Origin of the sequence: Phaeobacter sp. CECT 5382, assembly GCF_001457775.1 — a bacterium.
GTDB lineage: Bacteria > Pseudomonadota > Alphaproteobacteria > Rhodobacterales > Rhodobacteraceae > Pseudophaeobacter.
The window spans coordinates 273,454-291,753 of sequence record NZ_CYSG01000002.1; the positions used below are offsets into that span (position 1 = coordinate 273,454).

19 protein-coding genes are annotated in these 18,300 nt (G+C 58.0%); 9 read left to right on the plus strand and 10 right to left on the minus strand.

The window, feature by feature from the left end; all coding sequences use genetic code 11:
- The first annotated feature begins 8 nt into the window (after positions 1-8).
- The 4 genes from PH5382_RS03270 to PH5382_RS03285 all read left to right on the plus strand — a co-directional run bounded on the left by PH5382_RS03270 (position 9) and on the right by PH5382_RS03285 (position 5,003).
- Positions 9-902, plus strand: coding sequence for a homocysteine S-methyltransferase family protein (locus tag PH5382_RS03270; RefSeq protein WP_058332913.1), 894 nt, complete (start codon positions 9-11; stop codon positions 900-902).
- 29 nt (positions 903-931) lie between these two features.
- Complete coding sequence (locus PH5382_RS03275; protein WP_058332914.1) at positions 932-1,939, plus strand: GlxA family transcriptional regulator; 1,008 nt, start codon at positions 932-934, stop codon at positions 1,937-1,939.
- An 85-nt stretch (positions 1,940-2,024) separates the two neighbouring features.
- Positions 2,025-4,475: a GcvT family protein gene (locus tag PH5382_RS03280; protein ID WP_058332915.1), complete on the plus strand. Its 2,451-nt coding sequence runs from the start codon at positions 2,025-2,027 to the stop codon at positions 4,473-4,475.
- A 174-nt stretch (positions 4,476-4,649) separates the two neighbouring features.
- Positions 4,650-5,003, plus strand: coding sequence for a hypothetical protein (locus PH5382_RS03285; RefSeq protein ID WP_058332916.1), 354 nt, complete (start codon positions 4,650-4,652; stop codon positions 5,001-5,003).
- An 11-nt stretch (positions 5,004-5,014) separates the two neighbouring features.
- Here the strand turns inward: PH5382_RS03285 and PH5382_RS03290 are convergent, their stop codons facing one another.
- Positions 5,015-5,329, minus strand: coding sequence for a DUF1272 domain-containing protein (locus PH5382_RS03290; RefSeq protein WP_156414823.1), 315 nt, complete (start codon positions 5,327-5,329; stop codon positions 5,015-5,017).
- Between the two features lie 301 nt (positions 5,330-5,630).
- On the opposite strand from PH5382_RS03290, the gene rarD reads away from it, so the two are divergent.
- Complete coding sequence (gene rarD / locus PH5382_RS03295; RefSeq protein ID WP_058332917.1) at positions 5,631-6,536, plus strand: EamA family transporter RarD; 906 nt, start codon at positions 5,631-5,633, stop codon at positions 6,534-6,536.
- 26 nt (positions 6,537-6,562) lie between these two features.
- On the opposite strand, the gene PH5382_RS03300 is transcribed toward rarD, so the two are convergent.
- Together PH5382_RS03300 and PH5382_RS03305 are read right to left on the minus strand one after the other, a co-directional pair.
- The gene (locus tag PH5382_RS03300; protein WP_058332918.1) at positions 6,563-7,282 is read right to left on the minus strand and encodes an SGNH/GDSL hydrolase family protein; all 720 of its coding nucleotides are present in this window, start codon (positions 7,280-7,282) and stop codon (positions 6,563-6,565) included.
- A gap of 39 nt (positions 7,283-7,321) precedes the next feature.
- On the minus strand, positions 7,322-7,732 hold the full coding sequence (locus tag PH5382_RS03305; RefSeq protein ID WP_058332919.1) for a nuclear transport factor 2 family protein: 411 nt from the start codon (positions 7,730-7,732) through the stop codon (positions 7,322-7,324).
- Between the two features lie 124 nt (positions 7,733-7,856).
- On the opposite strand from PH5382_RS03305, the gene PH5382_RS03310 reads away from it, so the two are divergent.
- Positions 7,857-8,513 (plus strand): RluA family pseudouridine synthase, encoded by a 657-nt coding sequence (locus tag PH5382_RS03310; protein WP_058332920.1) that lies wholly within the window; start codon positions 7,857-7,859, stop codon positions 8,511-8,513.
- A 43-nt stretch (positions 8,514-8,556) separates the two neighbouring features.
- Here PH5382_RS03310 and PH5382_RS03315 read toward each other — a convergent pair whose 3' ends face one another.
- Together PH5382_RS03315 and PH5382_RS03320 are read right to left on the minus strand one after the other, a co-directional pair.
- Entirely contained in the window at positions 8,557-9,414 is an 858-nt protein-coding gene (locus tag PH5382_RS03315) for an alpha-1,2-fucosyltransferase (RefSeq protein ID WP_058332921.1), read from the minus strand.
- Positions 9,415-9,508: 94 nt separating this feature from the next.
- A complete protein-coding gene (locus PH5382_RS03320) occupies positions 9,509-10,021 on the minus strand; it encodes a VOC family protein (protein WP_231751781.1) in 513 nt (170 codons plus the stop codon).
- A gap of 248 nt (positions 10,022-10,269) precedes the next feature.
- On the opposite strand from PH5382_RS03320, the gene PH5382_RS03325 reads away from it, so the two are divergent.
- Positions 10,270-10,713 carry a glyoxalase superfamily protein gene (locus PH5382_RS03325; RefSeq protein WP_058332922.1) on the plus strand — a complete coding sequence of 148 codons (444 nt, stop codon included), beginning with the start codon at positions 10,270-10,272 and terminating at the stop codon, positions 10,711-10,713.
- Between the two features lie 280 nt (positions 10,714-10,993).
- On the opposite strand, the gene PH5382_RS03330 is transcribed toward PH5382_RS03325, so the two are convergent.
- Positions 10,994-12,433, minus strand: a complete 1,440-nt coding sequence (locus tag PH5382_RS03330) for an aldehyde dehydrogenase family protein (RefSeq protein WP_058332923.1) — start codon at positions 12,431-12,433, stop codon at positions 10,994-10,996.
- 277 nt (positions 12,434-12,710) lie between these two features.
- Here PH5382_RS03330 and PH5382_RS03335 point away from each other — a divergent pair, with 277 nt between their 5' ends.
- A complete protein-coding gene (locus PH5382_RS03335; protein ID WP_058332924.1) occupies positions 12,711-13,364 on the plus strand; it encodes a peroxiredoxin in 654 nt (217 codons plus the stop codon).
- A gap of 145 nt (positions 13,365-13,509) precedes the next feature.
- On the opposite strand, the gene PH5382_RS03340 is transcribed toward PH5382_RS03335, so the two are convergent.
- The 3 genes from PH5382_RS03340 to pnp form a co-directional block, all read right to left on the minus strand.
- On the minus strand, positions 13,510-13,992 hold the full coding sequence (locus tag PH5382_RS03340; protein WP_058332925.1) for a hypothetical protein: 483 nt from the start codon (positions 13,990-13,992) through the stop codon (positions 13,510-13,512).
- A gap of 136 nt (positions 13,993-14,128) precedes the next feature.
- On the minus strand, positions 14,129-14,845 hold the full coding sequence (locus PH5382_RS03345) for a glycosyltransferase family 25 protein (RefSeq protein ID WP_058332926.1): 717 nt from the start codon (positions 14,843-14,845) through the stop codon (positions 14,129-14,131).
- A gap of 154 nt (positions 14,846-14,999) precedes the next feature.
- The gene (pnp, locus tag PH5382_RS03350) at positions 15,000-17,132 is read right to left on the minus strand and encodes a polyribonucleotide nucleotidyltransferase (RefSeq protein ID WP_058332927.1); all 2,133 of its coding nucleotides are present in this window, start codon (positions 17,130-17,132) and stop codon (positions 15,000-15,002) included.
- Between the two features lie 337 nt (positions 17,133-17,469).
- Between pnp and PH5382_RS03355 the strand changes: the two genes are divergently transcribed.
- Positions 17,470-17,907 carry a PACE efflux transporter gene (locus PH5382_RS03355; RefSeq protein ID WP_058332928.1) on the plus strand — a complete coding sequence of 146 codons (438 nt, stop codon included), beginning with the start codon at positions 17,470-17,472 and terminating at the stop codon, positions 17,905-17,907.
- Positions 17,908-17,931: 24 nt separating this feature from the next.
- On the opposite strand, the gene PH5382_RS03360 is transcribed toward PH5382_RS03355, so the two are convergent.
- The gene (locus tag PH5382_RS03360; protein WP_058332929.1) at positions 17,932-18,252 is read right to left on the minus strand and encodes an ArsR/SmtB family transcription factor; all 321 of its coding nucleotides are present in this window, start codon (positions 18,250-18,252) and stop codon (positions 17,932-17,934) included.
- Positions 18,253-18,300 lie beyond the last annotated feature (48 nt).

Sequence of the window (18,300 nt, forward strand, 5' to 3'; positions counted from 1 at the left end):
AAACGCAGATGCAGATAACCCTGTTGGACGGCTCGATTGGCCAGGAAATCGTCAAACGCTCCGGAGACCGGCCGACGCCGCTCTGGTCGACCTCGGTGATGATGGATCAGCCGGATGTGGTCGGTGCTGTGCATGCAGAGTATTTTTCCGCCGGCGCGACCGTTGCCAGCACCAATACCTACGCGGTGCATCGTGACCGTCTGGTTCGCGCGGGACTGGAAGACCAGTTCGAAGACTTGTTGAGCATCGCGATGGCACAGGCCGAAGCAGCACGAGATGCCCATGGCGCGGGGCGCATTGCGGCAGTTCTGGGCCCGCTTGGTGCCTCTTATCGCCCGGATCTGCAGATCCCCCTGGACGAGGCGCAGCGGTTGTTTTCCGAGCTGGTGCATTTGATGGAGCCCAAAGCAGATCTGTTTTTGATCGAGACAGCTTCTTCGCTGGATCACGCGCGCGGTGCACTTAAAGGCTGTGCCGCGACCAGCAAACCAGTGTGGCTTGCTGTGACGGTCATGGATGAGGATGGCACCCGATTGCGCTCTGGTGAAGCTTTGCGGGACCTTGCTCCGCTGATCGACGAGTTCCAGCCCGAGGCCGTTCTGATCAACTGTTCACGCCCCGAGGTGATCGCCGAAGGGTTGGAGATTGTCAGGACATTCGGCAAGCCTTTTGGTGCTTTTGCCAATGGCTTCACCGGTATCACCGAAGGTTTTTTGCAGGATGCGCCCACCGTGGACGCGCTGGAACAGCGTCGCGATCTGGGGCCAGTGGAATACGCCAAGTTTGCCATGGGTTGGGTGGCGCAGGGTGCCACAATTGTTGGCGGCTGCTGCGAAATCGGCCCCGCCCATATCGCCGAACTGGCACGGCAATTACGCGCGGCGGGGCATCAAATCATCTGACAAACCTACCTGACCGGGGAGTGCAGGACATGACCAAAGACAAGAACAGCCATTTGCAGGGCACTCCTCCCCGGGTCTGGACGGTCGACATCATTGCGACCGAGGGGTTCGTGTTGACGGAAATGGCGGCGGTGACGGATACGTTGCGCATCGCCAACCGGGTGCTGGCGCAACCGCCGTTTCGTGTTGTTATGCGTTCGGCCAAGGGCGGCCAAGTGGGCTGTCGCGCGGGGTTGTCGGTTGACACTGAACCTCTGACGGATCGCCCGGAGGCGGATTTTGCCTTTGTTCTAGGTAATACCGACCCCGACCATCCGGGGCTGAGCCTGGGGCGAGCGGTGAAGCAATATACCAGTCGTGGCGCGCGAGTCTATTTGCTGGCCGAAGCCGCTGCGCGCTATCTCAAAGATCAGGGCACGCCGGGGGCAACCCATTGGGAAAATTCCGCCCTGTTGCGCGAACGCCTCGGCATGTTTGAGGCAAGCCATGCGCTGGCCAGTGAAAACGGCCCCGTGGTGACCTGTGCGGGCATGGGAGCCACCACCGATATCGTGTTGGCGCTGATCGGGCGGCTGACCTCGGCGGCGGCGCAGATGAGTGTTGCCAATATCCTATTGCACGAACAGGTGCGCGATTATTCCTCGCTGCAGCCCTTTTCCGGCGCCAAGCCGACCATCACGGGAGACCGCGATCTAGACCACAGCATTCGACTGATGCAGGCCAATATCGAAGAGCCACTGCCGATTGGTGATATCGTGGCGGAACTGGGCATCTCGACCCGGTCGCTGGAACGCAAATTCAAGAATTTTCTGGCCACCACTCCCAACGGGTTTTACCGCGAAATGCGCCTGAACAAGGCAAATAACCTTCTGCTGAACACAACGATGAGCGTGCGTGAAATCGGTTTCGCCTGTGGCTTTCAGAACGGGTTTTCCTCGCTCTATAAATCGGTCTTTGGAATCACACCTTTTGCCCTGCGCAAACGCCGCCGCCTGGGCGAAGATGTCCCTACGGATTTCTTGAAAGCCGGAGAATAGCCGAGGCTTTCTGACGCTTTTCATGCATTTTGTGCCGCCTTGCAGTGATAATCAGGGGCAGCAAAGGTTCTTTCGGAGTGATGACATGAGCGAACTTCCTACACAGGCCCGCGTGGTCATTATCGGTGGCGGCGTTATCGGCTGCTCAGTTGCCTATCATCTGACCAAGCTGGGTTGGAAAGATGTGGTGCTGTTGGAGCGCAAGCAACTGACCTCTGGCACCACTTGGCATGCGGCTGGTCTGATTGCGCAGCTGCGCGCCACCGCCAACATGACCAAACTGGCGAAATACTCGCAGGAGCTTTATGGCGCGCTGGAGGAAGAGACCGGCGTGGCGACGGGCTTCAAACGCTGTGGATCGATCACTGTGGCCCTCACCGAAGAACGCCGTGAAGAGATCTTCCGTCAGGCCGCCATGGCGCGCGCTTTTGGCGTTGATGTCGAAGAGATCTCGCCCGAGGAAGTCAAAGCCCGCTACGAGCATCTGAACATCGGTGACGTCACTGGCGGCGTCTGGCTACCCAAGGATGGGCAGGGGGATCCGGCAAATATCGCACTGGCCCTGGCCAAGGGCGCGCGTCAGCGTGGCGCACTGGTCAAGGAGCGCATCAAGGTCACTGGCCTGTCAAAAGATGGCCGTCGGGTGAGTGGTGTCGACTGGGTCAGTGATGATGGCACGGCACAGGGCCATATCAAAGCCGACATGGTGGTGAATTGCGCCGGTATGTGGGGCCACGAGGTAGGCCGCATGGCGGGCGTCAATGTTCCGCTACATGCTTGTGAACACTTCTATATCGTGACCGAGGCAATCAAGGGTCTCACCCAGATGCCGGTGCTGCGGGTGCCGGATGAATGCGCCTATTACAAAGAAGACGCCGGCAAAATGCTGCTGGGCGCCTTTGAGCCCAACGCAAAACCCTGGGCGATGAAGGGCATTCCCGACACTTTCGAATTCGACCAGCTACCCGAAGATTTCGACCACTTCGAGCCGATTCTGGAAAACGCCTGCAACCGGATGCCAATGCTGGCCGAGGCCGGTATCCATACCTTCTTCAACGGGCCTGAAAGCTTTACGCCGGATGATGCCTATCATCTGGGTCTAGCGCCTGAGATGGACAATTTCTGGGTCGCGGCGGGTTTCAACTCCATCGGTATCCAGTCTGCGGGCGGCGCAGGCATGGCGCTGGCGCAGTGGATGGATGAGGGGCAGAAACCCTTTGATCTGGGCGACGTGGACATCTCGCGGATGCAGCCGTTTCAGGGCAACAAACATTACCTGTTTGAACGTTCCAAGGAAACGCTGGGGCTGCTCTATGCCGACCATTTCCCCTACCGGCAAAAGGCCACCGCGCGCGGCGTGCGTCGTACGCCGTTTCATCATCACCTTCTGGAGCAGGGCGCGGTTATGGGGGAGCTGGGGGGCTGGGAACGTGCCAACTGGTTTGCCAATGAGGGCCAGGAGCGTGAATACCAGTACAGCTGGAAGCGTCAGAACTGGTTTGAAAACTCAGCTGCCGAACACCGTGCAGTGCGCGAAAATGTCGGCATGTATGACATGTCCTCCTTTGGCAAGCTGCGGGTCGAAGGGCCAGATGCAGAGGCCTTTTTGAACTATGTCTGCGGTGCCAACCTGTCGGTGCCTGCGGGCAAGATCGTCTATACTCAGTTCCTGAATGCGCGTGGCGGCATCGAAGCGGATGTGACAGTAACCCGCCTGACGGAAACTGCCTATCTGGTGGTGACCCCGGCGATTACCCGTCTTGCGGATGAAACCTGGATGCGGCGTCATCTGGGAGATCATCGTGTGGTGATCACCGATGTGACCGCGGGAGAAGGTGTTCTGGCCGTCATGGGCCCCAATGCGCGCAAACTGCTGGAAAAGGTCTCCCCCAATGACTTCTCCAACGCGGTGAACCCCTTTGGTACTGCGCAGGAGATCGAACTGGGCATGGGGCTGGCAAGGGTGCACCGGGTGACCTACGTGGGCGAGCTTGGCTGGGAAATCTACGTTGGCGCGGATATGGCGGGGCACGCCTTTGAAACCCTGCACGCGGCAGGTCAGGACATGGGGCTGAAGCTCTGCGGTATGCATATGATGGACAGCTGCCGGATCGAAAAAGGGTTCCGCCATTTTGGCCATGACATCACCTGCGAAGATCACGTGATAGATGCGGGTCTTGGCTTTGCGGTCAAAACCGACAAACCCTCCTTCATTGGCCGCGACGCCGTGCTTGAGCGCAGGGAGACCGGCCCCAAAGCCCGGATGCTGCAATTCAAGCTTACCGATCCGGAACCGCTGCTTTATCACAATGAACCGCTCATTCGGGATGGTGAGATCGTCGGCTACATCAGTTCGGGCAGCTACGGCCACACGCTGGGAGCGGCCGTGGGCATGGGCTATGTGCCTTGCGAGGGGGAAAAGGCAGCAGATGTTCTGGCCTCGACCTATGAGATCGACGTTATGGGCACCAAGGTGCGCGCCGAGGCCTCATTGAAGCCGATGTATGATCCTAAATCTGAACGGGTGAAGGTCTGACTTTAGGCCTTTCGACCGACCTGTAACGACATGCCGGAACAGGGCGGGGTGCGATGCGCTATCCCGTCCTGTTCTGGTCTATGACAGTTTGACGAGGCTGCCGCAGGCAGGCTTGCCTCCGCTGCAAATGACCTGTTTGACTGCAAAAAAACAGATGCCACAGGACACCCGATCATGAGCAACCCCGAATACATCTTTGCAGCCAGCTCCAAACCTTCACTGCCTTGGCACGAGGTGCCGCTGATCCGGGCGACGGATGAAACGGTCAAAGGTTATGGCCAGTTGGTGGATGACCCGGAAGGGTTTGAGATCGAAATCGCGCGTTGGCCGCAACAGGGCTGGCGCCCCATTGATCAGGGCCCCGGGGACGAGGGCGGCTGGGTTGAAGGCATCTTTCCTGTGCAGGACAACCAGCGCTTTCTTGATCGGCAGGGGGCAGTGCACGCACGGGTCAGCGCCGATATCGGGCAGGAGTTCGGAGTCTATCTGTCCTGCCCGCTGGATGAGCCCAAAATCAAGGACCTCTGAACGGGATAGCTTTAGCGTTCATGTGGCGGGATATCTTTGATCCGGGCCACATGGGCGGCGATATCTTCGGCGCTGAATTTGGAGGCGCGGCGTTTGGTGCTAGGGGGGTGATGGGCAAGGCCCAGGTTCAGCGCAGGGCGAAAGGCGGTCTGAGGCCGGATTGGACGAGGGGCAAAGCCACCACCACATGTGGGACAGACATTCATCAGCCGGGTCTCGACGCAACCCGCGCAATAGGTGCATTCATAGGAACAGATTCGGGCATCGGTAGCCGCAGGTGGCAGATCCCGGTCGCAGAGTTCACAGTTTGGGCGGAGTTCCAGCATCAGCGGATCCTGTCGTTCTGAGGTTTCGTGTTCATACAGGCTCTCTGAATTGGTGCAGGCTGTCACCTGTGGAAATTGAACAGGCTGCGATGCTGTCGCAGGTCACTTCAGACATTCATCAGTGTTGGTGATGTCCATGGTCACAGAAACTGTGCTTTTTCTTTGAACCTGAGCTGCGATAAAGGGGAGTTCTGCGTGCTATACGGAAGCCTGAAATTGGTCCTTTGGCTTTTTTTGAAAACCGGCGAAAAGACCCGACGAGATCCGAGGAGAGCAATCTTCTTGCTGCCAGGAGTGCACTATGAGCCAGCCGATCCGTGAAAACACAGATACGCCGCAGGGGCTGGCCTTTGCCGTCACGGCTTATGTTCTGTGGGGGTTTTTGCCGCTCTATATGAAATTGGTGGCGCATATTCCAGCCGCTGAGGTGGTGGCGCACCGGGTGCTTTGGTCGGTCCCAGTTGCGGGCCTTCTGCTTGTTGTCCTCAAACGGACCAAGGATTTGCGTCTGGCTCTGCAGAACCCCAAAACCCTGGCGATGGGCTGCGTTACAGCGGCGCTGATTTCGGTGAACTGGGGGATCTACGTCTGGTCAATCGCCAGCGGCCATGCGCTGGATGCAGCTCTTGGTTACTACATCAACCCGCTGTTCAGTATTGCGCTCGGGGCCATCCTTTTGCGCGAGCGGCTGATGCCCTCACAGTTTGCAGCCATTGCGCTGGCGGCGGCAGCGGTTCTTGTGCTGACATTAGAAGCCGGGCGTCTGCCTTGGGCGGCTGTTGGCCTGACATTGAGTTGGGGGTTCTACGCTTTCTTCAAGAAGATGCTGCCTGTTGGCCCCAATCAGGGGTTCATGCTTGAAGTCTTGATCCTCACGCCGCCGGCGCTTGGCTATTCGCTTTATCTGGCTGCGAACGGGGCTGCGAATTTTGCCGGGTTTGACATGGCCCTCCTGATGGGCTGTGGCGTGGTGACGGCGGTGCCGCTGATTATCTACGCCAATGGGGCCAAGCTGTTGCGGCTGTCGACCATTGGCATCCTGCAATATATTGCACCGACAATGATCTTTCTGGTGGCGGTCTTTGTCTTTGGCGAAGAATTCGGGCGCGCCCGGATGATTGCTTTCCCGATGATCTGGCTGGCGCTTGTGGTCTATTCGATCCCGCTGATCCGCCAGATGAGAACCCAGCCCAAACCCGCACCCTGACCTCTGAACCTGCCCCGTTTTCTGGCCTATCTGCTGGAGTGATAGCGGTCGCGGATCTTTTCGGCCAGAACCCCGGCCCATAGCGCATAGGCGCGCGCACTGGGATGGTAGCCATCTTCTGCTGCCAAATCCGGGTCCTGTGGCAATTGAAAGGGGATATGGGCGACATGATCATGGTCTTGATCAAGCCCAGCCAGAATCCCGTCTAGCCGCGCAGATTGCCGCCCTAACACCCAGGCAAGCGGCTGCGGTAGGGCCGGAAACAACTGCATCTGCGGCACGCCACAGGCGAGGATCAGGCCGGGGGCAAAGCGGGTGGACAGGAGGTGGATGAGTTCGGATTGCTGGTCAAAAAATGCCCTTCGTGAGGTGCCATGGGTGACGTCATTGACCCCCAGTGCCAGGACGACCACGTCAAAATGCTGCTTGGGCAGGGCGGCTAGCCGCGCAAGTGTGTCGCGGGTCTGATGGCCGGTTGTTGCTTCCAGCCGCCATATCAGATCGAAGTGCGGGCTGAGATGCGCGGCCAACTGACCGCTGAGGCCAACGCTTTGGTCGCTGACCCCCACGCCGGCGGCAGAGCTGTCACCGGCAATGAGAACCCGCAAGAGCCGCCCCCGACCCTGGCGTCCTTCACGTAGGCCATCAGGCTCTGGCAGGATCATGGCCCTGCGTCGCACGGCCATGCCCTGCGCCACCAGAAGCGGCAGAAGAGGCAGGCGTAGGATTTGGTCTACAGCTATCATCCGACGACTTTCATGCGGGGCGGTGCCTGCGAGCCGACGTTAGCTCAGGGCTTTGCGGAACTCTAGGAAACGGGCATCGGTCATCACTCGCGCATTGATCGCCTCACGCAGGGCGCCAACGGTTTTATAGGGGCGCATCACCACTTCAAACTGCTGGATCAACCCGTCGTCGTTCAAGGTGAGGAGATCGACCCCGACGGTGTCCAGATCGCCAACCTTGCACTGAAATTCAAGCGCCCAGTCGTTGCCGTCCCCCATGATGCGGCGATAGCGGAAGTCTTGGAAGATCTGCCCGACATGACCCAGAACCGCCGCGACCGGTGCCCGCCCGGTCCAGGTTTTCCAGTAGGTTGGCGGCATGAAGGTGACGTCTTCGGCCAGCAAGTCGGCAATCGCTGCCTCATCGCCTTTGGCGACAACCTCCTGAATTTTGGTAATGGTTGAGTGCATGATTTCTCTCCCTGGCATTTTGCGTTATTTTGTTGTGCCGGATCCTGCTTTTCGCGGGCCTTTGGGGCAAGCACGACGTTGCGGGAACTTGCCTCGCCTGTGCAGGCGCAGTAGGCAGGCCGACATGGCTGTTTCAAGTGATTATACCCCGCCGCAGGACCCGTTGGAGATTCTGCACCATGACGCCCAGATCCTGGTGGTGAACAAACCTGCCGGCCTTTTGAGCGTGCCGGGGCGTGGTGAACACCTGGCGGATTGCCTGCTGACGCGGGTGCAGGCCGTGTTCCCCGAGGCGCTGTTGGTGCATCGGCTGGATCGCGACACCTCAGGTATCTTGGTTTTTGCGCTGACGCCCCATGCGCAGCGGCACCTGTCGATGCAGTTTGAAAAACGCACCGCCAAAAAGGCCTATGTGGCCCGCCTTGACGGACGTCTTGAGCCACGATCCGGCGAGGTGGATCTGCCGCTGATTGTGGACTGGCCAAATCGGCCCCGTCAGATGGTCTGCCATGAAACCGGCAAGCCCGCCGTAACCGAATACCGGGTGATGAAGTATGGCGAGGGCGAAACCCGCGTTCGTCTGACGCCAAAGACCGGCCGCACCCATCAGTTGCGGGTGCATATGATGGCACTGGGACATGCCATTCTGGGCGATCCGCTTTATGCCACGGGGGTAGCACGGGAAGACCATGACCGCATGATGCTGCATTCAGAAGAGCTGCGTATCAAACACCCCGATAGTGCAGAATCGATGAAGTTTCGCGCTAAGGCGCCCTTCTAAGACCAAGCGCCCTGTGCAAGCGTCCTGTGCTGGTGCAAGGCGATCAGGTTGTAATCTTCAGCCAGTCTGGGGGCAGGATGTCGGGGTTAGTCAGTTTGGCATCGCCAAACCAGTTTGCGGGGCCAGCCACGCGTTTTTGTGAATTGGCATTCAGCCAGGCCGCCCACCAGGAAAACGAACTGTTGCCGATGATATTGTGCTCACACAGGCTCATTAGGCGCATGTCCTCAAAATCGGTCTCGGGACCGTTGAAATCCACAACGACCTTGGTGCAGGGCAGGGGCAGATTGGCCTTGGCCCAATCGGGATCATCGGAAAAAACATAGATGGTCGGATCCCGGGGCAGCCTCTGTAAAATTGGCGTCAGGGCGGCCTCGTAGTAGGTCTGATCACACAGCACATGGGCCGAAAGGGCGACGTAGTCTCCGCGTCGCACGTGCAGTGAAACCGCGTTGCCCTGCTGGATGCGGGCAGCCATATCGCGGTTCTGGCTGTTGCTGAAATCGGGAAAGGTGAAATCGGCGCGGATCAGGTCTGAGATCTGCGCAAAATAGCGCGCGCTTTGCCAATATCCATGCAGGTAGCTGCCATCCTGCCAGGTCTCAAACTCTGGATTGTAGCCCAACCCGCGTTCGCGTTGAAAACGCGGCGACAGGCCCATCGCAGGGCCCAGCCCACGCCAAAGCGCATAGCGCAACGGAGCGTCCTGTTTCAGCGGTGGCAGCTGCACGGGGTTGGTCAGGGGCAGATCAAAAACCCGTGTCAGCACGCCCTCGCCGCGCCGCTCCGCAAGGCGGCTGTCCACAGCGACGGGCACCTGCAAACGCTGCGCCAGAGCACGGGCCGCAGCATACTGGAACATTTGATTGCCAAGGCGGCCATGCAGGCGGGCGGTGATCATTATGGGCTCATCAGCTGTGAGAAGTCTGGCCCTGCATATAGGGCTTTGGCTTCAGTGACCAGTTGACCTGTTGCCGACAGTCTATCGCTACAGATCAGCTGTGTTGTGCCTGCCAATGGCTATAGGGTTGCTGACCAAACTCTAGGTCTGGCTGATCCGGAAGCTTGGCGATGAATTCAACCGAATGGCCATCGGGATCTCTGCAATAGAGCGATAGCGCTGGCATCCAGCCAATGACCAGCGGTTCTGTCACCGCTTCGCCGTTAAAGCCGAGCGGTTGCACGCCGAGACTGATCAGGCGGGCGGGCAGTTCCAGAAGGGCGGGGGCAGCCATGCGAAACGCAAAATGCAACTGCATCCCCAAGGGGGCGCTCCCGGTCTCCCATAGGCCCAGCATGGCGCTTTCGGGGGAGCCGACCCAAAGAAATGCGACCCGGCGTGCGGGCAGGTGGCGGGCGAGAGGCAGCCCCAGAATATCCTGATAAAAGGCCCGCGCCCGTGCAAGGTCCGTCACCGGAAGGTGGGTCTCATAAAGACCGGTTATCTGGCTGGCGATTAGGGGCGTTGCATCTGTTTCCGACATTGTAAAACCTTGTTTGAGAATCATCACATAGCACTGTGCTTTCTAAACCCAGGTTGAGGTCAAACCCGCTTTTCGCAATTGGGGCAGGCTTGACGGAGATGTCTTGTCTGGCGTAAGGGGGCGGCAGGTTTGGGTCTCCTGCCGTCCGCAGTCCTTATTTGGGGCCATGGTGAAACCCTGACAGTGACAGACATCTATCGCTCATTTTCTGGCGCGCTGGATGGCAATGCGGATCCCATCACTTATTGCGTGCCCTGAATGGGACGAAACAGATGACAGATCTTTCAAACTTACCTTCGACCGAAGCGTTGAAGGCGCAGGCAAAGCGTTTGCGAAAACAACTGCAAGACAGCGGCGTTGTGGTGAGCCACTCCAAATCACTGGAGCTGGTGGCGCAGCAACATGGTGCGCGCGACTGGAACACGGCGCAGGCCCACGCGAGCAACAAGTTGCAGCTAAAGGTCGGCGATCAGGTGCGTGGACGCTACCTGGGGCAGGCTTTTACCGGCGAAGTGCTTGGGCTCTTTACAATGGGAGACGGAGAAAATCGGCAAATCACCCTGCATTTCGATGCGCCGGTGGATGTTGTGCGGTTTGAAAGTTTTTCGTCCCTGCGTCAGCGGGTCAAAGGCGTGATCGGGTGGGACGGGTGTTCGGCGCGCAAGACCTCGGATGGGGTGCCGCAGCTCATCGTCGAGGGGCTTTGTACCGGCTGACCGTTGCAGGTTGGTGACCAAGCATGCCCGGCAAAGGGAGCGCTCCCGCGCGTCGTCCTGCTTTCTGGCGAAAGCCATCCTCCCCTTGGGCCCAGCGCCGCGCAAATGCGCGGCGCTGGGCCCAAGTCCCACAGGTGTTCTGGCATCGCCAGGGCATCTTTGGGGCGCGGGAGCATTTGGGGCCTGTTTGTATTTGCTGTGACAGCAGCAAATGGAATGTAAAAAGGGCCGCCCAAAGGCGACCCAAGATATCATGGTATAAGCCAGTTGGTTGAGGCGATTATTCTGTTGCCCAGCCGCCAACAGCTTTGACTTCGAGGAAATCCTCGATACCCCAGCTGCCGCCTTCGCGGCCATTGCCGGACTGCTTCATGCCGCCAAAGGGCGCACCGGCGCTGCGCGATTTGCCATTCATCTCCACCATGCCAGAGCGCAGGGCGCGTGCCATGCGGTTGGCGCGGGCTCCATCCTGCGTCTGCACATAGTTGGTCAGGCCGTATGGCGTGTCATTGGCGATCTCTATGGCTTCCTCTTCGGTTTCAAAAGGAATGATCGACAGCACGGGGCCAAAGATCTCTTCGCGCGCAACCACCATTTGGTTGTTCACATCGGCAAAGACCGTGGGTTTGACATAGAACCCTTTGTTCAGCCCATCGGGACGACCAGTGCCGCCCGCCACCAGCTTGGCGCCCTCATCGATACCTTTCTGGATCAGATCCTGGATCTTGTTCCACTGCAGCTCATTGACCACAGGACCGATGTGACGGCCTTCTTGCGAGGCCGGACCAACGGTGACCTTGTCAGCGACTTCGGCAGCAGTGGCGACGGCCTGATCGTAGATGCCCTTTTGAACCAGCATCCGGCTTGGTGCATTGCAGCTTTGGCCGGTGTTGTTCATCATGTGCAACACGCCGCGTTTGACGGCCTTGTCGTCAGCATCGTCAAAGATCACGTTGGCACCTTTGCCGCCGAGCTCCAAGTGCACTTTTTTCAGGGTTTCGGCTGCGGATTTGGAAATCGCGATGCCGGCGCGGGTCGAGCCGGTGAACGAGACCATATCGACATCAGGATGCGCTGTCAGTTGCGAGCCGACGCCAACACCGTCGCCATTGACCAGATTGAAGACACCGGCAGGGAAACCGGCCTCATCCATCATTTCGGCAAAGACCATCGCGTTGAGCGGGCTTTGCTCTGAAGGCTTCAGCACCATGGTGCAACCGGCGATTGCGGCGGCGCCGACCTTCAGGGTCACCTGGTTCATTGGCCAGTTCCAGGGGGTGATCAGGGCTGCGACGCCAACTGCCTCGTGAATGATGCGGTCGTTGGGTGCATGGTCGCCCAGGGGCGCGTCGAATTTGTAGGCCTTGGCGGCACGGATGAAGTTCTGCAGGTGATAGCTGCCGGCACCGACTTGTTGGCTGCGGGCCATATCGATGGGCGCGCCCATCTCAACTGACATCGCCTGCGCCATGTCTTCGCTGCGGCTGTTGTAAACTTCGATCAGCTTTTCGACCATTGCGATGCGGTCTTCGACCGGTGTGGCCATCCAGCCGGGCAGGGCTGTCTTGGCGGCGGCAACAGCAGCATCCGTATCGGCCTGATCACCGAGCGAAATGACCGCACAGGCCTCTTCGGTCGAGGGGTCAATGACCTCGAAATCATGTGCTTTTGAGGGGGCCACCCACTGGCCGTTGATGTAAAAGTCGCGTTTCTCAATCATGTCCGGGTCTCCCAATTCAGACGCAGAATCCAGCCCAGTGGCCGGATGTCAGGCGATAGTCTGTCACCCCGTTGCCGGAGGGGCAAGAGAGCAGATCGCATAATTTGATCAAATTATGCGATTGGGAACGGACACTGGCAGAGTTCCGCGACCTTGTGTCCAGTCAGGACTGGGATTGTCTTTTGGGCTGGCCATTCCTAAGTGGGACTGTAACGTTGCGGCATAGCAATGACGCCCCAATTGCGGGTGCGGATTTTGACAGGAAAAGGAGACCGTCATGGGTTTGCGTATTAATGATGTTGTTCCAAATTTCACCGCCGATACCGACCAGGGAGAGATCAGTTTCCACGACTGGATCGGCGACAGCTGGGCGATTCTGTTTTCTCACCCCAAGGATTTCACCCCGGTCTGCACCACCGAGTTTTCGGCTGTGGCGCAGCTGAATGACGAATGGGCTAAGCGCGGCACCAAGGTGATTGGTGTGTCTGTAGATGGCGTCGAAGACCACAAGAAATGGAAAGGTGACATCGAGACATACGGCAATGCTGCCGCCGGTTTCCCGATCATCGCTGATGAAGCTCTTGCGGTTTCCAAGGCCTTCGACATGCTGCCCGCTGAGGCCTATATGCCCGATGGCCGCACCCCTGCCGATAGCGCCACAGTGCGGTCTGTGTTTATCATTGGACCCGACAAACAGCTGAAACTGTCGATGACATATCCGATGTCCGTCGGCCGCAACTTTGCTGAAATCCTGCGTGCGCTGGATGGGCTACAGATGGCGACAGGCAATGGCGTGGCCACCCCGGCGAACTGGGTTCCCGGCGAAGACGTGATCATCCCGCCAACCGTGTCGAACGAAGACGCGACAGCCAAGTTTGGCGAGTTCGAGACCATCTTTCCTTATCTGCGCAAAACCAAAGCGCCCAGCTAAGCTGGTAGATCTTCGGTGATACGAGAAAAGGGGCCGGTGGCCCCTTTTTTATGTGCTCTGGTCAGATTTTGTTGGTCCGCTTTGAGCCCAAAGTAACCGATGCTGCAAGGTTCGCGAATGTCTGCTTGGGAAAAGGATGGAGCCTCTAGAGCCGAATTACATTCGCTTCAGCTGTCGCCAATTCAACAATGTCTTTCGGCGATGGTTTATAGTCTTCCATACTTCCAGTATACTGATCTGGTGGATGGAAGATCAGGTTGGATGCCCCCGCCATAGGGACGTTCTTGTCGAACAGTTCCATGTAGTATTCGGCGTCCAAACTTGTCACATCCATTGCCCGCCGGACTATGTCTTCCAACTCTTCCCGACTTAGATCATTAATTTGCTTCGCACGTGGCAAAGAAGCCATATTGGCAAATTCCTGGACGCTCGAATGTGAATGCAACGAACGAAAGTACTCTTCGTCCAAAGAATGAAGGCCGGTCAGATCAACGACCTTTTCCAATAACTCTGCGCAGCCCTTACCATGATCGATGTTACGAATTATCTCCTCTGCCAGTCTTTCTAGATTGGCAACGAACTCTTGATCTGGATGTTTTGCTATCAACTCTGGGCGTAGGCGTGTCATTTGGATTAACTCCTCCGAAGAGGATCTTACTTGGCAAGGTAAGAAACTACCACAGCAGCCGTTCGCGCAGCCGTAGCGAACGCTAACTTCGTCCGCAAAGCTGCCCATCATGGCTCTTATCACACCCTATGAAAGATCATGCTTTTTGCGGGCGGGAGAAAATCTGGGCGCGGTAAAACGCGCGTTTGAATTCGCGGGCCAGCTTGCCTTTCTTCGGCGTCTTTTGCTGGATGGTGGAGCCGCCGATCTCTGCGGCAACCTCCCGGTTGCCAGTGCCGAGTAGGGCATGCACGGGCTGCTGCGTGATCCAGTGCATCTGTAAAAAGGTATCAACCGGGCGGTCGATTTCTTGGGTTGCCTGTAGAAGGCGAGCGGCAGCGCGGCGGCCCACCACCTGGCAGATGCACTGCAGGCCGATGACCCGTGGCAGGATCAGTTGTAGGCCGTGTTGTTCTTCCAGCACCTTTGCCGGGGTTTCACGCTGTTTCACTGGCAGGCGGATGTAGTGGTCCGGCGTGGCATGACGTTTCAGCATCTCAAGCGCTTTGGGAAACAGGACCGGGTCGATCTGCAGATCGTCTTCGGTGATCAGGGCTAGATCGATCTCTTCATCGACCATCTTTTGCCAGATTCTGCGATGACTTTGAAAAACGCCGATTTCTGCCGGGCGCAGCGGAAATGGGTATCTGGGGGCATGCAGACCGCCGTTGTGCCATTTGACCTTGCTGATTTGCGCCGGGTCGCGTCCGTTTACAGCTTCGAACAACTCACCAGAGGGCAGATCGATACACAGGCGTTCGGCATTGGCCCGGCGCGCAGTGCTGGTCGGCATATGAATGATAAAGGAGCGCATGAGACTGGCTTAGCTCAGATCTGTTGGCGGGGAAAGATGCGGCTTTGTGGTCTTGAGCAGTGTCTTGTCCGGTGTTTGGCCAGACGCGCAGGCCGACAAAAGAAAAGGCCCCGATGTTGCCACCGGGACCTTCTAAATCTGTTCAGACCGAAGATCAGTCTTCTTTTGCTTCAGGAGCCATTTCTTCGCCGGTTTCCTGGTCGATCATTTTCATCGACAGACGCACCTTGCCGCGATCGTCAAAGCCCAGGAGCTTCACTTTCACTTCCTGACCTTCCTTCAGAACATCCGAAGGGTGGTTCAAGCGGCGGTTTTCGATCTGGGATACGTGCACCAGGCCGTCGCGCTTTCCAAAGAAGTTCACGAATGCACCGAAGTCGACGATTTTGACCACTTTCCCGGTGTAGACTTTGCCTTCTTCGGGCTCGGCCACGATGGAATAGATCATGTCGTAGGCTTTTTTGATCGAGTCACCGTTTGGCGACGCAATCTTGATGATGCCGTCGTCGTTGATGTCGACCTTGGCGCCGGAGACTTCGACGATCTCGCGGATGACCTTACCGCCGGATCCGATAACTTCACGGATCTTGTCGGTGGGCACCTGCATGGTCTCGATGCGTGGCGCGTGGATCGAGAAGTCCGCAGCGCCGGAGAGCGCTTTGTTCATCTCACCCAGGATGTGGATACGGCCAGCTTTGGCCTGCTCCAGGGCTTTTTCCATGATCTCGGGCGTGATGCCTGCGATCTTGATGTCCATCTGCAGCGAGGTGATCCCTGCTTCGGTGCCGGCCACTTTGAAATCCATGTCGCCCAGGTGATCTTCGTCGCCCAGAATGTCGGACAGGATCGCGTAGGAACCGTCGTCTTCCAGGATCAGACCCATGGCAACACCGGCAACCGGTGCTTTCAGCGGAACGCCCGCATCCATCATCGACAGCGAGCCACCACAGACCGAAGCCATCGAGGAGGAACCGTTCGATTCGGTGATCTCAGAGACCACGCGGATGGTGTAAGGGAAGTCGGTTGCCGCAGGCAGAACCGCCTGAAGCGCGCGCCATGCCAGCTTACCGTGACCGATTTCGCGACGGCCAGGGCCGCTCACACGGCCAACTTCACCAACCGAATAGGGAGGGAAGTTATAGTGCAGCAGGAAGTTGGATTTGAAGTTGCCGTGCAGCGCGTCGATGAACTGCTCGTCGTCTCCGGTGCCCAATGTGGTCACAACCAGACCCTGAGTTTCACCGCGGGTGAACAGGGCGGAACCGTGGGTCCGTGGCAGCAGGCCGGTCTCGGACACGATGTCACGGATCTCGTCTGTTTTACGGCCATCGATACGCTTGCCGGTTTTGACAACGTCGCCACGCAGAATGCCAGCTTCGAGCTTTTTCATGGCGGAGCCAAGGTTGGCGTCGTCCAGCTGCTCTTCGCTCAGGGCTGCTTTGATAGTATCGCGGGCGGCGGCAACAGCGGCGGTGCGCTCTTGCTTGTCGCTGATCGCGAAGGCTGCGCGCATCTCTGCATCGCCAGCGGCCTTAACGGCTTCGAACAGATCCGCGTAGTCAGGTGCAGCAAAGTCGAAGGGCTCTTTGGCAGCGTCTTCGGCCAGCGAGATGATCAGGTCGATCACAGGCTGGAAAGCGTCATGGGCGAATTTGACCGCGCCCAGCATTTCAGCTTCCGACAGCTCATAGGCTTCGGATTCAACCATCATCACAGCGTCTTTTGTACCGGCAACAACCAGATCCAGGCGCTGTTCGGGGTTCAGACGCAGGTCCTGCATGTCGTCTACGGTTGGGTTCAGAACGTATTCGCCACCCTCAAAGCCAACGCGGGCACAAGCGATTGGGCCCATGAACGGCGCGCCAGACAGAGTCAGCGCAGCAGAGGCGGCGATCATTGCAACCATATCAGGGTCATTGACCAGATCGTGGCTCAGCACGGTGCACATCACCAGAACTTCGTTTTTGAAGCCAGGTACAAACAGCGGGCGGATCGGGCGGTCGATCAGGCGCGCAGTCAGTGTTTCTTTTTCGGTTGGGCGCGCTTCGCGCTTGAAGAAGCCACCGGGTACTTTACCCGCAGCATAGTATTTTTCCTGATAGTGCACGGTCAGGGGAAAGAAGTCCTGGCCAGGCTTTTGCTTGCGGGCGAAGGTCACGTTGGCCATGACCGAAGTTTCACCCAGGGTGGCGATGACCGAGCCATCAGCCTGACGGGCAACTTTGCCCGTTTCCAGTGTCAGCGTTTCTTCGCCCCACTGCATCGATTTCGTCGTAACGTTGAACATGTCAGCATCCTAAATGGGAGCACTCCCAGGCGGATCCCGGGTCTCCCGTTGCATGTAGCGGCCCCATTGCCGCCGGCCCCTGCCATCTTTAATTTCGCGTGCCGGGGCCATCGCACGTGTCTCAGATAGGCCGCCCATACAGGAGATTGGCCCGAAAAGAAAGCAAAAGCGCGTGGCGAGCAGTCTTGCAGCCCCTTGAAGCCGAAAGGGCAGGCGATATAGTGCAAGCACGAGAGGACGACCTCCCCCGATTTCGCGGGACAGCATGCGGGACGGCCCGTTTTGAGCGCTCTGGGATCGGTCATGTGGCCGTTCACGGAGCTGTCAGGGGGGTGATATGCGCAGTACAGCGGATCGCATACGTCACGCAGTCAGTTTTGAAGTGATCGGTCTTTTGATCGTGACACCGCTCGGGGCCTGGATCTTTGACTTTGCGATGCATGCAATCGGCATAGTTGCTGTGGTCAGCGCGACGGTGGCGATGATCTGGAACTATCTGTTCAATCTGGGTTTTGACCGCGCCATGCTACGCTGGCTGGGACATGCCCGCAAATGGCCTGCGCTGCGTGTTGTTCATGCGGTGTTGTTCGAGCTGGGCTTGCTGGTTGTGCTGCTGCCCTTTATCGCCTGGTATCTGCAGATTGGCCTTTGGACCGCCTTGCTGATGGATCTCGGCTTTGCCGGATTTTTCCTGGTCTATGCTTTTGTCTACAACTGGGCCTATGATGTGATCTTTCCGATCCCGGAGCCTGCTAAACCCGCACAGACAGAATAAGACCGGGGGCCGAAGCAGAAGTTCCTAGCCGGCGGCGGAGCCAAAGCTCTCTGAAATCTGGCGCAAAGCCTCCCGGTCAGCCTTGTAGAACACCCAGTTCTTGATCTTTTTCGAGGTGACCAGCCCGGCGCTTTCGAGGGCCTTCATATGGCTGGTGACGGTGGGCTGGCTGAGGCCGGTTTTTTCGGTGATGAAACCGACGCAAACGCCATCCTGAACCAGATCACCATCCCGCTGCGGCGGGAAATGCGCCTCGGGATTCAGCAGCCACTCCATGATTTGCACCCGGTGTGGATTGGCCATGGCGCGCAGGGCAGGCAAAAGATCTGGTAGCGGCTTGTTCATATAGGGTATCTTCTATATAGATATTTCACGATATGGATTCGGGTTGGG